Origin of the sequence: Actinomadura kijaniata, assembly GCF_014138665.1 — a bacterium.
GTDB classification, from domain to species: Bacteria; Actinomycetota; Actinomycetes; order Streptosporangiales; family Streptosporangiaceae; genus Spirillospora; species Spirillospora kijaniata.
Genome location: NZ_JACJIA010000001.1, coordinates 1,098,591 through 1,113,760, shown reverse-complemented (window position 1 = coordinate 1,113,760; position 15,170 = coordinate 1,098,591). Strand labels below are relative to the sequence as shown.

The 15,170-nt window shown below is 73.2% G+C and carries 14 protein-coding genes and 1 pseudogene; 8 read left to right on the top strand and 7 right to left on the bottom strand.

Translation table 11 applies throughout. From position 1 onward, the window contains the following. Nucleotides 1-226: 226 nt before the first annotated feature. Entirely contained in the window at nucleotides 227-1,489 is a 1,263-nt protein-coding gene (locus HNR61_RS05340; protein ID WP_182841892.1) for an ABC transporter substrate-binding protein, read from the bottom strand. 192 nt (nucleotides 1,490-1,681) lie between these two features. Here HNR61_RS05340 and HNR61_RS05335 point away from each other — a divergent pair, with 192 nt between their 5' ends. Continuing rightward, entirely contained in the window at nucleotides 1,682-2,779 is a 1,098-nt protein-coding gene (locus HNR61_RS05335; RefSeq protein WP_182842312.1) for a zinc-binding dehydrogenase, read from the top strand. Here the strand turns inward: HNR61_RS05335 and HNR61_RS05330 are convergent. Beyond that, complete coding sequence (locus HNR61_RS05330) at nucleotides 2,763-4,085, bottom strand: serine/threonine-protein kinase (RefSeq protein ID WP_182841891.1); 1,323 nt, start codon at nucleotides 4,083-4,085, stop codon at nucleotides 2,763-2,765. The genes HNR61_RS05335 and HNR61_RS05330 overlap by 17 nt on opposite strands. 177 nt (nucleotides 4,086-4,262) lie before the next feature. Here HNR61_RS05330 and HNR61_RS49835 point away from each other — a divergent pair, with 177 nt between their 5' ends. Next, complete coding sequence (locus HNR61_RS49835) at nucleotides 4,263-4,847, top strand: DUF4870 domain-containing protein (RefSeq protein WP_312897777.1); 585 nt, start codon at nucleotides 4,263-4,265, stop codon at nucleotides 4,845-4,847. A 3-nt stretch (nucleotides 4,848-4,850) separates the two neighbouring features. Here the strand turns inward: HNR61_RS49835 and HNR61_RS05320 are convergent, their stop codons facing one another. Beyond that, nucleotides 4,851-5,675 (bottom strand): LLM class F420-dependent oxidoreductase, encoded by an 825-nt coding sequence (locus tag HNR61_RS05320; protein ID WP_182841890.1) that lies wholly within the window; start codon nucleotides 5,673-5,675, stop codon nucleotides 4,851-4,853. A 122-nt stretch (nucleotides 5,676-5,797) separates the two neighbouring features. On the opposite strand from HNR61_RS05320, the gene HNR61_RS05315 reads away from it, so the two are divergent. From HNR61_RS05315 to HNR61_RS05300, 4 genes are all read left to right on the top strand, one after another. Next, nucleotides 5,798-6,628, top strand: a complete 831-nt coding sequence (locus HNR61_RS05315; RefSeq protein ID WP_182841889.1) for an alpha/beta fold hydrolase — start codon at nucleotides 5,798-5,800, stop codon at nucleotides 6,626-6,628. Continuing rightward, nucleotides 6,625-7,875: an LLM class flavin-dependent oxidoreductase gene (locus HNR61_RS05310; protein ID WP_182841888.1), complete on the top strand. Its 1,251-nt coding sequence runs from the start codon at nucleotides 6,625-6,627 to the stop codon at nucleotides 7,873-7,875. Before HNR61_RS05315 ends, HNR61_RS05310 begins: the two co-directional genes overlap by 4 nt. 4 nt (nucleotides 7,876-7,879) lie before the next feature. Further along, a complete protein-coding gene (locus tag HNR61_RS05305) occupies nucleotides 7,880-8,764 on the top strand; it encodes a TIGR03619 family F420-dependent LLM class oxidoreductase (RefSeq protein ID WP_182841887.1) in 885 nt (294 codons plus the stop codon). 105 nt (nucleotides 8,765-8,869) lie between these two features. Next, entirely contained in the window at nucleotides 8,870-9,874 is a 1,005-nt protein-coding gene (locus tag HNR61_RS05300) for an adenosine deaminase (protein WP_182841886.1), read from the top strand. Between the two features lie 15 nt (nucleotides 9,875-9,889). Here the strand turns inward: HNR61_RS05300 and HNR61_RS05295 are convergent, their stop codons facing one another. Beyond that, on the bottom strand, nucleotides 9,890-10,537 hold the full coding sequence (locus HNR61_RS05295) for a cyclase family protein (RefSeq protein WP_182841885.1): 648 nt from the start codon (nucleotides 10,535-10,537) through the stop codon (nucleotides 9,890-9,892). Between the two features lie 42 nt (nucleotides 10,538-10,579). On the opposite strand from HNR61_RS05295, the gene HNR61_RS05290 reads away from it, so the two are divergent. Both HNR61_RS05290 and HNR61_RS05285 read left to right on the top strand, forming a co-directional pair. Next, nucleotides 10,580-11,407, top strand: a complete 828-nt coding sequence (locus HNR61_RS05290; protein ID WP_182841884.1) for a HipA family kinase — start codon at nucleotides 10,580-10,582, stop codon at nucleotides 11,405-11,407. Beyond that, nucleotides 11,404-11,811, top strand: a complete 408-nt coding sequence (locus HNR61_RS05285) for a DUF3037 domain-containing protein (protein WP_182841883.1) — start codon at nucleotides 11,404-11,406, stop codon at nucleotides 11,809-11,811. The genes HNR61_RS05290 and HNR61_RS05285 overlap by 4 nt, the downstream gene beginning before the upstream one ends. A 654-nt stretch (nucleotides 11,812-12,465) precedes the next feature. On the opposite strand, the pseudogene HNR61_RS05280 reads toward HNR61_RS05285, so the two are convergent. From HNR61_RS05280 to HNR61_RS05270, 3 genes and pseudogenes are all read right to left on the bottom strand, one after another. Then, nucleotides 12,466-12,795, bottom strand: a pseudogene (locus tag HNR61_RS05280) (OmpA family protein); the annotation flags it as partial. A gap of 75 nt (nucleotides 12,796-12,870) precedes the next feature. Then, a complete protein-coding gene (locus HNR61_RS05275) occupies nucleotides 12,871-13,746 on the bottom strand; it encodes a hypothetical protein (protein WP_182841882.1) in 876 nt (291 codons plus the stop codon). Between the two features lie 205 nt (nucleotides 13,747-13,951). Continuing rightward, nucleotides 13,952-15,115, bottom strand: coding sequence for a S8 family peptidase (locus HNR61_RS05270; protein WP_182841881.1), 1,164 nt, complete (start codon nucleotides 15,113-15,115; stop codon nucleotides 13,952-13,954). Nucleotides 15,116-15,170: the final 55 nt, after the last annotated feature.

The following is a 15,170-nucleotide window of genomic DNA, read 5'->3' as shown; positions in this document are numbered from 1 at the left end:
AGCGTCACGATCGGGAGCCCGCGAGCGATCGTGTAAGCGACGAGGGAAGACCCGGCGTCAAAGCGCCAGGACCGGCCGCGCGGAGGCGCGGCAATGGGTGCTGTCATGGCGCCGCCCGATCTGGACTGAGGAACGTCACGATCGGGAGCCCGCGAGCGATCGTGAAAGCGACGAGGGAAGACCCGGCGTGCCGGAGGCGTGGCAATGAGCACGTCATGGTCTGTGCTCACAGCGGGGTGTTGGCGAAGCACTTGAGGTTCTGGGCGATGGTGAACCTGTCGCCCTGGAGCCTCACGAGCGCGCCGCAGCCGTTGGACTCGGTCTTGCCGGAGGGGAAGCGGATGCGGCCGAAGCCCTTGTTCTCGTAGCCGAAGTCCTGTGTCGCGGCGAAGAACTTCTCACGGGTGAGGTCCTTGCCGGTCTTCTCCAGCATCTTGAGGAACACGTCGGCCGACCAGTAGCCGGTGGCGGCGTGCTGGTCGAACTGGGTGACGCCCGCCCTGCGCAGGTCGTCCTTCATCCGCGTGACGTCGGGGGCGTCGGACTCGTAGGGCTCGAACTGCGGGGCGGCGTACACGCCGTCGAGGGCCTCGCGGGTCTGCGGGTCGGCCAGCACCTTGGGGTCGTAGGAGGTCGCGTCGGTGATGAGGCCCTTGTACCCGGCCTTCTTCAGCGCCGCGTACAGGCCGGAGTTGAACTTGCCGCCCGCCATGACCGAGACCACGACGTCGGGGGCCTTCCCGCCCGCGCTCTTCATGATCTTGTTGACATAGGGCGACCAGTCCTGCGGCGGGGCCTGGGCGGGCAGCGCGGCCGAGGTGCCCGCCAGGGCGAACCCGGCGGCGGTGAACGACTTCCCGATCGTCTGCAACGCGTACTTGCTGGCGGTGGAGTCGGTGGCCTGGACCCAGGCCGTCCGGCCCTTGGCCCCGCCGAGCTGGGCGGCGACCTGGTGGCCCCACCAGGTCTGGGTGCCCTGGCCGGGCTTGGGTGCCAGGCAGCCGTTGAACCCGAACGCGCTCTGCTTGCCGCACCAGAACGGCCCGGTCGCCCAGCCCAGCCACGGCACCTTCTGCTGTTCCAGGAACTCCGCGCCGCCGAACTGCGGGGCGCTGACCGGCAGCACCGCGAAGACCTTCTCCTTCTGCACCAGCTTCCTGGCGGCCGCCGCGCCCTTGTCGGGGGTCATGCCGTCGTCCTCGACGCCGATGAACTCGATGGTGCGGCCGTGCACGCCGCCCTCGGCGTTGGCGCGGTCGAAGCGGGCCTTGGCGCCGAGGCGCGCGCCGCCGGTGGAGTAGCCGGTGGCGCTGGTGACGGTGAGCACCCCGCCGACCCTGACCGTCGTCCCGGTCACCCCGGCGGTCCCGCCGCCTCCACCGGCCTCGTTGCCGGTGGCGCAGGCGGACACGAGCCCGGCGGTCAGGCTCACGGCGAGGCCGAGGGACGCCGCCCCCGACAGCCGGGAACGGATGGGGGATGGATGCATGTCGCGCCTCCGGCAGGGTGAGGGGGCAGGCCCCGAGGTGACCTAGCGCTCGCTTGGGCGTGAGCGTAAGTTCGCCGCCGAGACGGTGTCAACGGCCCGAACCCCCCGGTGACCCCCTATACCAAGCAATTGCTTGGTGCTAGCGTGGCCGTGTTCCGGGCGACGGGAGGGTGCGACGTGACGGGCACGACGATGCGGGCGGCGCTGCTGCGGGAGTACGGGGCGCCCCTCCGGGTCGCCGAGGTGGCGGTCCAGGACCCCGGGCCCGGCGAGGTGCTGGTGAGGGTGGCCGCCTCCGGCGTGTGCGGCTCGGACCTGAAGGCCATCGACGGCAAGAGCCCGGTGGTGACGCACCTGCCGTGCGTGCTCGGCCACGAGAGCGCGGGGGTGGTGGAGCGGACCGGGCCCGGCGTGGTCTCCGTCCGGCCCGGCGACCACGTCATCATCGCCATGAACGGCCCCTGCGGACGCTGCCGCAACTGCGCGCGCGGCCGCTCCCACCTGTGCGGCGACCGGGCCCGGATGGCGGCGATCATGGGGTTGATGGCCGACGGCACCACCCGGCTGTCGGCCGGGGACGAGGTGGTGCGGCCCTACATCGGGATCGGCGCGTTCGCCGAGAAGGCGGTGGTCGCCGAGGCCATGTGCGTCCGGGTCGCGCCGAACGCGCCGCTGGACCTGCTCGCGCTGACCGCCTGCGGCGTGGTGACCGGTGTCGGCGCGGTCCTCAACACCGCGCGCGTCGAGCCCGGCTCCAGCGTGCTGGTGGTGGGCTGCGGCGGCGTCGGCCTCAACGTCGTCCAGGGCGCGGTGCTGGCCGGGGCCACCACGATCATCGCCGCCGACCTGGTGGAGTCGAAGCTGAAGCTGGCCGAGGAGTTCGGCGCCACCCACACGCTGCCGGCCGACGACCTGCCGAAGCAGGTGGGCGGGATCGTGCGGGGCGGCGTGGACTACGCGTTCGACGTGACCGGCGTCCCGGAGGTGCTGACGAAGGCGTTCGCGGCGACCCAGCCGGGCGGCACGACCGTCATGGTGGGCAGCCCCGCCGCCGGGCGGAACCTGGAGATCCCGCCGGGGCTGCTGTTCGGGTCGCGCCGCCTGATGGGCACCCAGGGCGGCGACGCCCACCCCGCCCGCGACCTGCCGACGCTGGTGGAGCTGTACCGCACCGGCCGCCTCAACCTGGAGGGGCTGGTCTCCGAGCGCGTCCCCCTCGACGAGGTCAACGACGCGGTCCGGCACGTGCGCTCGGGCGCGGTGGCCCGCTCGGTCATCGTGTTCGACTGAGCGAGCCGACCACCGCCCAGGTCTGGCCCTTCTCGCTGCCGTTGTACTGGAAGCGCAGCCGTTCCCGGTCCGGGGTCAGGGTGATCGTGCCCTGGTCGACACACCGTTCGGCGCCCTGGGTGATGTGCTCGCGCAACGTCAGCGCCTGGCCCGTCCCGAGCAGCCGGACCTCGCCCGAGCAGTTCTGGTCGGGATAGGTGATCCTCCCGGGCCCGTCCCCGGCGGTCAGGTGCAGGATCACCCGAATGGGCTTGCCGTCGCTCTGCCGTCCGGTCCCGCTCCACTCGCCCGTGAACGCGGTCGGGACGGTGAGCGGGCCGCCGTTCGCGGCGGACCGGTCGGGCCTCGTGTCGTCCCGCTGGGTGAGGGCCACCGTGGCGGCGGTGGCGGCGCCCGCCGCGACCAGCAGGGCCGCCGCCACCGCGAGGGGCCGCCGCGAACGCCGTCGCCGCACCGGTGCGGCGACGGGCTCGGGGGGAGCCGCCGGACGCGTGGCCTCGGTGTCGCCCATCAGGGTCCGCAGCACCTCCGCGGCTGTGGGCCGCCGCGCCGGGTCCTTGTCCAGGCAGCGCGCCGCCAGGGCGCGCAGCGTCCCGGTGAGCGTGCCCAGGTCGGGCTCCCCGTCGGTGATCCGGAACATCACGACGTGCAGGGCGTCGGACCCGAACGGCGGCCGCCCGCAGGAGGCGAACACCAGCGTCGAGGCCCAGGCGAACACGTCGGACGCCGGGCCCGCCGCCTCGCCCCGCACCTGCTCGGGGGCCATGTAGGCGGGGGTGCCGACCGCACCGGAGGAGGTGAGCGTGGCGCTGTCCAGGGCGCGGGCGATGCCGAAGTCGATGACGCGCGGCCCGTCGGGGCCCATCAGGACGTTGTGCGGCTTGAGGTCGCGGTGCACGATCCCGGCCTGGTGGATGGTGGTCAGCGCGGTCGCGGTGCCGACGGCCAGGCGTTCCAGCGCGCCGTCGCGCAGCGGCCCCCGCTCCCGCACCACCCGGCTCAGCGACGGGCCCGGCACGTACTCGCTGACGATGAACGGGCGGTCGCCCTCCACCTCGGCGTCCAGCACCGCCGCCGTGCAGAACCGCGCGACCCGCTTGGCGGTCTCCAGTTCCCGCAGGAACCGGCCGCGCACCACGGGGTCGTGCCCGAGCCCGGCGCGCAGCAGCTTCACCGCCACCGGCGCGCCCTCGGGGGACTCGCCCAGATACACGGTGCCCTGCCCGCCCTCGCCGAGCCGTCCGGTCAGCCGGTAGGCGCCCAGCCGCTCGGGGTCCCCGGCGCGCAGCGCGTCGACCAGTGTCATGGGCTTCTCCCGACTGACGAGGACCGGACCGGCGATATCCCGATCATGGTAGGGACATCCGGAATCTTGCGGTATCGCAACGTCGAACACCAGCCGCCGCCACGGCGGGTCGCGCGCGGTGTCCGCCCCTTCCAGTAGATTCCTGCGTGTTCTCCCACCGGAGCGATAGGAACCCCTGTGACCGACACGCCTCCCCCGCCGCCCGGTCCCGCCGACCAGCCGCCGCCCCACCACTCGCCCTACGGGCAGGCGCCCGGCACGCCGCCGCCTCCCGGAGACGGACCGCCGCCCGGGTACGGGCCTCCCCCCGGATACGGGCCGCCGCCCGGCGGGGGCTACGACCCGAGGTGGGGTTACGGTCCGCCCGGCGTGCCGAACGGGCCGTACGGCCCCCAGGGACCGGTCAACCCCAACGACCTCACCTGGGCGATGTTCGCCTACCTCGGCGCGATCCTCGCGGGCTTCATCCCCGCGCTGGTCATCTACTTCGTCAAGAGGCACGAGTCGTCGTTCATCCGCTTCCACGCGGCCCAGATGGTGAACTACCAGCTCACCATGCTGATCCAGTTGCTGGCGTCGCTCGCGGTGGCGCTGGTGCCGTTCGCGGTCACCGAGCACCCGGCGTGGTTCGTCCTCATCGCGCCCGCCTACCTGAACGCGGTCATCGGGCAGTGGGTGTTCATCGTGCTCGGCGCGCTGAGGTCGGGGAAGGGGCAGTTCTACCGCTTCCCCACGTTCTTCTGCTTCCGGATGGTCCGCTAGCGGTCACAGGTAGGCTCCCGCGTAGTCGTCGAGGACGGGCAGCACCGCCTCCCGGTCCCCGGCGGGCACGCGCAGCACCACCTCCGTGACGCCGAGCCCGGCGTAGTGGTCCAGCTTGCCCGGGGTCGGCAGCGTCCCGAACGGGACCACCTCCACCCCCTCCCGGCCCGCCGCCGCGCACGCCTCGCGCAGCGCGGGCAGCGCCTCGCGGAGGCCCGCGCCGCCGATCGGCATCCACCCGTCCCCGTACTCGGCGATGTGGGAGAACAGCGTCGGCCCGGCCGCGCCGCCGAGCAGGACCGGCACGCGCCCGGCCGGCTTGGGCCACGACCAGCACGCCTCGAACGCCACGAACTCCCCCGCGAACGACGCCTCCTCGCGCTCCCACAGCTCGCGCATGGCCAGCACGTGCTCGCGGGTCATCGCGCGCCGCCGCTTCCAGGGGACGCCGTGGTCGGCGGCCTCCTCGGCGTTCCAGCCGTAGCCGACCCCCAGCGTGAACCGCCCGCCGGAGACCCGGTCGAGGGTGGCGACGGCCTTGGCGGTGACGATCGGGTCGCGCTGGGCGGGCAGGCACACGCCGGTCCCCAGGCGGATCGTGCCGGTGAGCGCGGCGGCGGCCGCGAGCGCGACGAACGGGTCGGGCGTGCGCCCGTACTCCTCCGGCAGCACCTCGACACCCGTCGGCGGGGGCGTCCGCCGGGAGACCGGGATGTGGGTGTGCTCGGGGATGTAGAGCGAGGCGAACCCCCGGTCCTCGGCCTCTCTGGCCAGGTCGTGCACCGGCATCGTCCGGTCGGTGGTGAACATCGTGATCCCGAGCCGCATCCGGCCGCCCCTTCCTCCGCGAACTCCCGCCCCGCGAGACTACCAAGCGATTGCTCGGTAAGCGCGCATTGATGTAGCGTGCGCTTGTTCAGCAAGTCCGGCGGCCGGAGGGAGGCCACCCCATGGCGTTCGCCGACCTGGGTGAGGTGCGCCTGTTCCACACCGACGACGCGCCGCGGGAGGGCGCCACGCGCACGCCGCTGCTGCTGGTCCACGGGTTCGGGGCCGACTCGCACGACTGGGCGTTCCACATCCCCGACCTGGTCGCGCGCGGCCACCGCGTCATCGCCCCCGACCTGCGCGGGCACGGCCACTCCTCGGCCCCCGAGCGCGGCTACCGGCCCCGCGACCTGGCGAACGACCTGGCGGCGCTGCTGGACCACCTGGGCGTGGAGCGGGTGGTCGCGTTCGGCCACTCGATGGGCGCGCTGGTGGTCAGCGCGCTGGCCGTCGAGCACCCCGGCCGCGTGGCGGCCCTGGTCTGCGTGGACCCCGGCTACGGGCAGCCGCCGGAGGTCGCCGCCCTGTTCCCGCGGATGATCGAGGGGCTGCGCAGCGGCGACCCGTACCCGGTCGCGCTCGCCAACGACCGCTGGTGCTACACCCCGGCCTCCCCCGGCTGGCTGCGCGAGTGGCACCGCCGCAAGATCCTGGCCACGTCCCCGCGGGCGCTCGCGCAGGCGTTCGCGGGCATGTACGAGGGCGACGGCCAGTTCGGCGCGCGCCCCGCCTCCGACGCCTACCTGGCCCGCCGCGACTGCCCCGTGCTGTCGTGCTGGTCGGCCGTCCAGGCGGCCTCCGCCGCGTGGGAGAACGGCCTGTTCAAGCATCCCGCCTCCCGCGCCGAAGCGTGGCCGGGCGGCGGGCACCGGCTGCACGCCGAGCGGCCGGCCGAGTTCCTGCTCGTCGTCACCCAGTGGCTCGACGAAGTCGACAAGGAGATCTCCGCGTGAAGTTCGCCATCTTCCTCAATCCGCAGATCCCCGGCTCCGGCTGGGCGGCCGAGGAGAACGCCAGGACCCGACGGCCCATCGGCCGCGACGTCGAGTCGTACCAGAAGCTGCTGCACGAGGTGCGCGAGATCGCCGTGCACGCCGACCGCATCGGCTTCGACGCGCTCATGATGACCGAGCACCACTTCCACTCCGAGGGCTTCGAGTTCTCGGTCAACCCGCTGATGTTCCTCACCGACCTGGCCGCCCGCACCGAGCGCATCCTGCTGGCCCCCCTCGGCCTGGTGCTGCCGACCTGGGACCCGATCCGCGCCGCCGAGGACGTGGCGCTGCTGGACCACTTCTCCCAGGGGCGGCTGCGCCTCGGCGTGGCGCGCGGCTACCAGGCGCGCTGGGCCAACGTGCTCGGCCAGCGCTGGCACGCCGCCGCCGCCCGGTCCGACGGCTCCAAGTCCGACGACCGCAACTTCGACGTCTTCGGCGAGGTGCTGAAGATCATGAAGATGGCGTGGGAGCAGGACACCCTGCGCTACAGGAGCGACGTGCTGGACTACGAGATCCCCGCGCCGTTCGACGGGATCGAGGGCTGGCCCGCGCAGGAGTGGACCAGGACGTTCGGGGCGCCCGGCGAGATCGACGACGACGGCGTGATCCGGTCGGTCTCGGTGTGCCCCAAGCCCTACCAGTCGCCGCACCCGGAGCTGTGGCAGCCGTTCACGGTGTCGGACCGCTCGGTGATCCGGGCGGCGCAGGAGGGCATCATGCCCTGGATGTTCACCCCCAACCCCGACGACCACGCGGCCAAGGCCAAGCTCTACCAGGAGGAGTGCGCCAAGCAGGGCCGGGACTACAGGCTCGGCGAGCACACCGGCATCCTGAAGATCGTGGGGATGGCCGACACCAAGGAGGAGGCCATCGCCACCTACGGCCAGGGCATGCAGAAGGACTTCGCGTCGTTCTTCGGGCCGTTCGGCTACCTGGAGGTGCTGCGCACCAAGGAGGACGACCGGCACAAGCCGATCTCCCCGGAGAAGGGCGACTTCAAGCGCATGTCCGAGGTGGAGATGGCGCTGATCGGCGGCCCGGACGACGTCAAGCGCGGCATCCAGCGGATGCTGGACCGGATGCCCGACCTGGAGTGGTTCGGCCTGTTCATGCAGGGACAGCAGGGGGTGCTGCCGCTCGACACGGTCAAGCGCAACCTGGAGCTGTTCGCCACCAAGGTCATCCCCGAGTTCCAGGACTGATCCGGTGCGGTTCTGGCTCGGCGCCGCGTTCGTGCCCACGGGCGAGTTCGTTCCGCTCGCCCGTGCGGCCGACCGTCTCGGCTACGACACCGTCGCGGTGTCGGACCACATCTTCTACACCGACTACCAGGCGCCCTACCCCTACAGCGACACGGGCGCGCCCCCGTACAAGCCGGACACGCACTGGCCGGACGCCTGGGTGACGATCGGCGCGATGGCGGCGTCCACCGAGCGGGTCCGCTTCGCCACCAACGTCTACGTCGCCCCGGCCCGCGACCTGTTCACGGTGGCCAAGGCGGTGTCCACGGCGGCGGCGCTGTCGGGCGACCGGGTGACGTTCGGCGTGGGCGTGGGCTGGTGCGAGGACGAGTTCCGGCAGACCGGCCAGGACTTCCGCACGCGCGGCAGGCGCCTGGACGAGATGATCCCGGCCCTGCGCGCGCTGTGGCGGGGCGGACCGGTGGAGCACCACGGGGAGCACTACGACTTCCCGCCCCTGTCCATCGCCCCGGTGCCCGCCCGGCCGATCCCGGTCTATGTCGGCGGCGACAGCGACGCGGCCCTGCGCCGGGCGGCGCGCGTCGGTGACGGCTGGATCGGCAACCGCGTCTATCCCGAGGACGAGCTGGAGGCGCTGCTGCGCCGCCTGTCCGGTTTCCTGGCCGAGCACGGCCGGATCCTGGAGGACCTGGACGTCGTCGCCCCCATCGCGGCGATGCCGTCCGCCGATCTCTACCGGAAGTGGGCGGACCGGGGCGTGACCGCGACCATGGCGGCCCCCTGGTGGCTGGCGACGCCCGCGGAGAAGGAGCGGCACGGCCACCGGACCCTGCCGCTGAAGCTGGCCACGATGGAGCGCTTCGCCGACGAGGTCATCGCGAAGATGTGACGGCGCCGCGTCCGGGCGGCCGCCCGGACGCGGCGTTTCGGCGGTTCCGGGCGCGGAGAGGAACCGGATGCGGCGACCGGCGCGGACGAGGACGGGGGCGGGGTCGTGGACGACTTCATCGCGGGGATGCCCAAGTGCGAGCTGCACCTGCACATCGAGGGCACGCTCGAACCGGAGCTGAAGATGGCGCTGGCCGAGCGCAACGGCGTCGAGATGCCGTACCGGACCGTGGCGGAGGCCCGCGACGCCTACACCTTCGACAGCCTCTCGTCGTTCCTGGTCGGCTACTACGAGAGCATGCGGGTGCTCCGGACCGAACCGGACTTCCACGACCTGGCCCATGCCTACCTGACCAGGGCCGCCGAGCAGAACGTGCGGTACGCGGAGATCTTCTTCGACCCGCAGGCGCACACGTCGCGGGGCGTGCCGTTCGACATCGTGATCCGGGGCCTGCGGCGGGCGGTCATGGACGCCGAACGCCTGCTGGGGGTCCGCGCCCAGCTCATCATGTGCTTCCTGCGCGACTTCTCCGCCGAGTACGCCATGGCCACCCTGATGGAGTCGCTGCCGTACCGGGAGTGGATCGTGGGCGTCGGGCTGGACTCCGACGAGCGCGGCAACCCGCCGGTGAAGTTCGCGGAGGTCTTCGCGCGGGCCCGCCGGGAGGGCTACATGATCACCGCGCACTGCGACGTGGACCAGCCGGGCACCCACGAGCACATCCGGCAGTGCCTGGAGGTGATCGGGGTGGACCGGATCGACCACGGGACGAACGCGCTGGAGGACGAGGCGCTGACCGCCGAGATCGCGCGGCGCGGGCTCGGGTTCACCGTGTGCCCGATCTCCAACGGCTTCGTCGCCGGCGACCTGAAGGCCGGCGCGGTCCGGCGGATGCTCGACCTCGGCCTGCGGGTGACCGTCAACTCCGACGACCCGGCCTACTTCGGGGGCTATGTGACCGAGAACGTGCGGGCCGTCCAGCGGGAGCTGGACCTGACCCGCGACGAGGTCGCGCGGCTCCAGCGCAACGCGTTCGAGATCGCCTGGCTGCCGCGGCCGGTCAAGGACGCCTACCTGGCCGAACTCGACGCGTACACCGCGGGCCACTGAGCCGGGGCGGGGCCCTCAGCGCACGCGCGCCACGGCGCGGACGGGGGCGCCGTCGTCCCGGAGCCGCATCGGGAACAGCGAGACCTCGGCCTCCCCGCCGGCGTCCAGCAGGGTCTCCAGGTTCGTGAGGTTCTCGACGATCACGGCGTGGGCGGTGAGCAGGACCCGGTGGGTGTCCAGGGAGAAGTCCGCGTCCCCCGGCGGCGGGGTGCGGTCGGCGCTCAGCGTGTCCAGGCCGACCGTGCGGACCCCGGCCGCGAGGGCCGCCTCGGCCAGCTCCGGGGACGGGTAGGGGTGGGCCGGGTACCCGTCGGTCCCCCAGTGCCGGGACCAGCCGGTGGCGATCAGCAGGACCGTCCCCGGCCCCAGCCCGCCGGGCAGCCGCTCGGGCCCGAGCGGCGTGCGCGGCGCGGCGTCGCGGGCGTCCAGCAGCACGGCCCGCCCGAGGAACCGCGTCAGCGGCAGCTCGTCCAGGCGCGGCAGGCCGTCGTCGATGTGGAACGGCGCGTCCACGTGCGTCCCCGTCTGCGAGCCCATGTGCACCGCCCGGACGTTCACCCCGTCCGCCGGGGCGCTCAGCGCGGGCGCGATCTCCACCTCCGGGTCCCCCGGGTACACGGGCATGCCCGTCGTGATCGGATGCGTCAGGTCCACCAGGTCCATGCCCCCATCATGTCCCGGCGCGGGGTCCGGTAGCGTGATCGGGTGCTACCGCTAGTCACCGCCATCCGGTACGTGACCCCGCTGCGTGAGGGCGGGTCGCTGCCGGGCGTCGTCGAGGCCGACGACCTGGGCACCTACGTCATGAAGTTCACCGGGGCCGGGCAGGGCCGCAAGGCGCTGGTCGCCGAGATCGTCGCGGGCGGCCTGGCGCGGCGGCTGGGGTTCCGCACCCCCGACCTGGTGCTGCTGGAGCTGGACCCGGTCATCGGGCGGCACGAGCCCGACCCCGACGTGCAGGACCTGCTCAAGGCCAGCACCGGCTGGAACCTCGGCGTGGACTTCCTGCCCGGCGCGCTCGGCTTCGACCCCCTCGGATGGCGGACCGACGCGGCGTTCGCCTCGCGCGTGCTGTGGTTCGACGCGTTCGTCGGCAACGTCGACCGCAGCTGGCGCAACCCGAACATGCTCGTGTGGCACCGGGACGTCTGGCTCATCGACCACGGCGCCAGCCTGATCTTCCACCACGCGTGGGCCAACGCCCGGAAGCTGTTCGCGGGCCCCTACGACGTGGACGACCACGTGCTGACGCCGTGGGCCACCGAGCTGGAGGCCGCCGAGGCCGAGTTCGCCCCGCAGATCACCGAAGGGCTGCTGCGGGAGATCGTCGCGGACGTGCCCGACCGGTGGCTGGCGGACGAGCCGGGCTTCGACGGCCCGGACGCCGTCCGCGAGGCGTACGTGGAGATCCTCACCGAACGCGTCGGCGCGCCCCGCGACTGGCTGCCCGAACTCGACGTCAGCGGGCGCAGGCCCGACACCGCCTCGCGGCGCGGCGAGAAGCGGCCGGGATGGCTCGGAGGCCCCGCATGAGCAGGACCAACATTCTTCCGGACGCCGAGCGGAAGGTGTTCGAGTACGCGGCGCTGCGGGTCGTCCCCCGGCTGGAGCGCGGCGAGTGCATGAACGTCGGCGTGGTCGTCTACTGCCGCGCCCTGGAGTACCTGGACTGCCGCACCCACCTGGACGAGGAGCGCCTGCGCGCCCTCGACCCGACGCTGGACCTGGACGGCGTGCGCGCCGCGCTGCGCGGCGTCGCCGGGGTGTGCTGCGGCGGCGAGCGGGCGGGCCAGGCGGCGACGGAGTCCCAGGGCTCGCGGTTCCGCTGGCTGACCGCGCCGCGCAGCACGATCGTCCAGCCGGGCCCGGTCCACGCGGGCCTCACCGACGATCCCGCCGCCGACCTGGAACGCCTGCTGGGACTGCTGGTCCGGTAGCCGCCGCGGCCGGGCGCCTCGGCCGACGGGGACGTTCGGGACGGCGCGGTAGCCGGGGATCTCGACCGTGACGGACGTGACGTCGGCGGGGGCCTTGAACATCGCCCAGAACGGCCGGGTGTCCCCGCCCTCCACCCTGAAGTGCCCGGCCGGTCCGTAGGAGTCGAGGTCGGGGGCCCCGACGGTGCGGCCGGTCGCGTCGCGGACCGCCCGGATCCGGCGGTCGCCCGCCGCCAGCACGACGCCGCTGGTGCTCGATCCCCGGTAGACGCCGTTCCGGTCGGACATGAAGGACGGATCCAGGGTGGTGCCGGGGTCGGCGTTGTCGACCGTCCAGACGAGGGTCGCGTAGCCGGACGCGTCGCGTTCCAGGCGGTTGATCTCGACCTGGCCCCGCTTGGGCCAGGCGGTGCCCGGCCCGGTGCCGGTGCCGGGCGGCGCGGCGTCGATCGGCGCGGCGTCGATCGGCGCGGCGTCGATCGGCGCGCGTCCCAGCACCGGGAGCGGCCACGGCTCCCGCAGGGCGGCGGGCGTCGCGGCGGGTTCGGGGGCGGTGGGCCGCGCGGCGGGGCGGGCGAAGGTGACGGTGACCCGGCGGTTCTTGGCGCGCCCGGCCTCGGTCCCGTTGGAGGCGACGGGCGCGTCCGAGCCGTGGCCCCGTGCCCGGAACGTCACGCCCCCGCGGGTCACCAGCCCGCCGAGCGCGCCGCGGACGGCGTCGGCGCGGCGCCGGGACAGCGGGTCGTTGACGGCGTCGTTCCCGGTGCCGTCGGTGTGCCCGTCGATCCGGACGGTGCCGCCCGGCGACGCGTCGATCTTCCTGGCGACCGCGGCCAGGGTCTGCCGGGCGGTGGCGTTGAGGTCGGCCCGGTCGGTGGCGAACAGCACGTCGGAGGCCAGGCGGATGCTCAGCTCGCCGCCCCCGTCGTCCTCGGCGGCCGGGCCGGCGTGCCGCCGTCCGTTGGCTCCGGAGGCCACCCGCATCACCCCGAGACCGTCAAGCACCACCTGACGCGCGGAAAAACCAGCACATCGGACGATCGACGATCGTCGTGCTCCTCAGTCCCACTCCCAGCGGATGCCGTGATATCCGGCGGCCATGCCGAACTCGATGAAGTGCACGCTGTGGTAGCTGGACAGGCGCAGGTCGGCGGAGTCCTTCAGCGCCGTCTGGGCGTCCGGCCGCCACGTGCGGTAGCAGCGGGCGGGCAGCGCCGCCGGGTCGAAGAGCACCTCGATCAGGTACTCGTGCTGCGGGGTGTGGAAGCCGCGCCCCTCCTCGTTGACCGCCGGGCCGTTCTCGTCGAAGGCGAAGCCGTATTCGAGCAGGTAGGTCTCGCCCCGGGACAGGGCGCGGTCGAACAGCAGCTCGGCGGCGATCAGCCCGCTGGACTCGTCCATCCGGACCCGGCCGAACCGGCAGCCGCGCGCGGTGCGCGAGCGGGGCAGCAGGCCGAGCGGGTGGTGGTAGACCGCCACCCAGCGGTCCACACCGCGCTGCTGGGCCTGGAACACCGTGCGGGTGCGGATCTCGGTGAGGGCCCGGGTCGGGCCGATGATGTACTGGTCGTGGAGGCTGAGGCCGGTGAGCTGGCGGTCGCCGGGGTCGCCGATCTCGTCCAGCAGGTCGCGGACGCTCGGCTCGGGGACCAGCTCCTCCAGCGGCAGCCACGGGCCCGCCGCGCGTTCGGCCGAGGGGCGCAGCAGGGTCAGCAGGGAGTGGCGCGGCAGTTCGAGGATGACCTCCAGGCCGCGCACCGCGCGCAGCGAGTCGGCGCGTTCGGGACGGGTGCGCCCGCGCTGCCAGTAGCTGAGCGTGGAGAGGCTGACCGTGATGCCCTGCTCCTCCAGGCGGCGGCGCAGGGTCTCCAGGCTGAATCCGCGGGCCTGGATCGCCGCGTGCAGTGCGACGTTGAACGGACCGTACTGCAGCATCTGGAGGAGGTCCTCCTCCGTGACGCTTTGCAAAGCGGCCTCCGGATCCGACTCCGGCCGACCCCCGCAGCGGCCCTGACAGACACTCTTGCGATCTCAGCGCTCACTGTAAGGCCAATGGCCCACAATTCCAAGAGCCCGCGAACAGTGACAAAGGTCCCACGCGACCTCGGGAAAGGCGCGTGGGACCCTCGTTTCCCCGGGGTTACAGGCCGCCGGTGTTCAGCAGGAGGTTGGGGGTACCGCTCGGGTTGCCGGTGATGACGCCCGAGGAGGCGCGGGAGACGATCCAGGAGCGGATCGTGCCGTAGGACGCGTCCCCGTTGGTGGCCTTGTAGAGGGCGGCGACGCCCGCGACGTGCGGGCTGGCCATGGAGGTGCCGTTGATGGTGTTGGTGCCGCCGTTCAGCCAGGTGGAGGTGATGGCGCTGCCGGGCGCGTACAGCTCGACGCAGGAGCCGTAGTTGCTGTAGGACGCCTTGGCGTCGGTGCGGGTGCTGGCGGCGACGGTGATGACGTTGGCGGCGCTGGCGGGCGAGCGGTTGCAGGCGTTGGTGTTCTCGTTGCCCGCGGCGACCGCGACGGACACGCCGGCGTTGGCCAGCCGGTCGGCGGCGGCGTTGACGGAGCTGGAGTAGCCGCCGCCCAGCGACAGGTTCGCGACGGCGGGCTTGACGTGGTTGCGGGCGACCCAGTCCATGCCCGCGATGACCTGCGACCAGCTGCCCGAGCCGTTGCAGTCCAGGACGCGGACGCCGCGCAGGTTCACCGACTTGGCGACGCCGTGGCGGGCGCCGCCGACCGTTCCGGCGACGTGGGTGCCGTGGCCGTTGCAGTCGTTGCCGTTGCCGCCGAGCGCGTCGTAGACGTTGCTGGCCCGCCCGCCGAAGTCGGAGTGGCTCGCGGCGATGCCGGTGTCGATGACGTAGGCGTTCACGCCCGCGCCCCGGCTGTTGTAGGTGTAGCTGCTCGACAGGGGCAGCCGCGCCTGGTCGATGCGGTCCAGGCCCCACGACGGGGGGTTGCTCTGGGTCTCGGAGGCCCGTACGACGCCGTCCTGCTCGATGGCGGCGACCCCGGGGGTGGTGCGGAGCCTGGCGAGCTGGGCGGAGGTCAGGCGGGCGGCGAAGCCGTTGAGCGCCTTGCCGTAGCGGTGCAGGGTCCGCACCTTGGTCCTGGAGACGGTCGAGCCGACCGACACGCCCGGCTTGAGCGTGACGATGTACTGGCCGTCGACACCCTGGCCGGGGGCCGCGTGGGTGACCTTGACGCCGGGGGCGGGGGGTTCGGCCGCGAGGGCGGTGCCGCCGAGGGCGGCCGACAGGGCGACGGCGCCGACGGGGAGGGCGAGGCGAAGCGGGCGTCTCATCGTTGCTCCTGGGGATGCGGGGGACGAGCGACGATGCGATCTTGGTTGCGAAGTA

What these genes read in the sequence shown, in the direction of transcription:
- HNR61_RS05340 (WP_182841892.1), bottom strand. Translation starts at nt 1,489, where the DNA reads ATGCATCCATCCCCCATCCGTTCCCGGCTGTCGGGGGCGGCGTCCCTC.
- HNR61_RS05335 (WP_182842312.1), top strand. Translation starts at nt 1,682, where the DNA reads ATGCGGGCGGCGCTGCTGCGGGAGTACGGGGCGCCCCTCCGGGTCGCC.
- HNR61_RS05330 (WP_182841891.1), bottom strand. Translation starts at nt 4,085, where the DNA reads ATGACACTGGTCGACGCGCTGCGCGCCGGGGACCCCGAGCGGCTGGGC.
- HNR61_RS05320 (WP_182841890.1), bottom strand. Translation starts at nt 5,675, where the DNA reads ATGCGGCTCGGGATCACGATGTTCACCACCGACCGGACGATGCCGGTG.
- HNR61_RS05315 (WP_182841889.1), top strand. Translation starts at nt 5,798, where the DNA reads ATGGCGTTCGCCGACCTGGGTGAGGTGCGCCTGTTCCACACCGACGAC.
- HNR61_RS05295 (WP_182841885.1), bottom strand. Translation starts at nt 10,537, where the DNA reads ATGGACCTGGTGGACCTGACGCATCCGATCACGACGGGCATGCCCGTG.
- HNR61_RS05285 (WP_182841883.1), top strand. Translation starts at nt 11,404, where the DNA reads ATGAGCAGGACCAACATTCTTCCGGACGCCGAGCGGAAGGTGTTCGAG.
- HNR61_RS05275 (WP_182841882.1), bottom strand. Translation starts at nt 13,746, where the DNA reads ATGCTGCAGTACGGTCCGTTCAACGTCGCACTGCACGCGGCGATCCAG.
- HNR61_RS05270 (WP_182841881.1), bottom strand. Translation starts at nt 15,115, where the DNA reads ATGAGACGCCCGCTTCGCCTCGCCCTCCCCGTCGGCGCCGTCGCCCTG.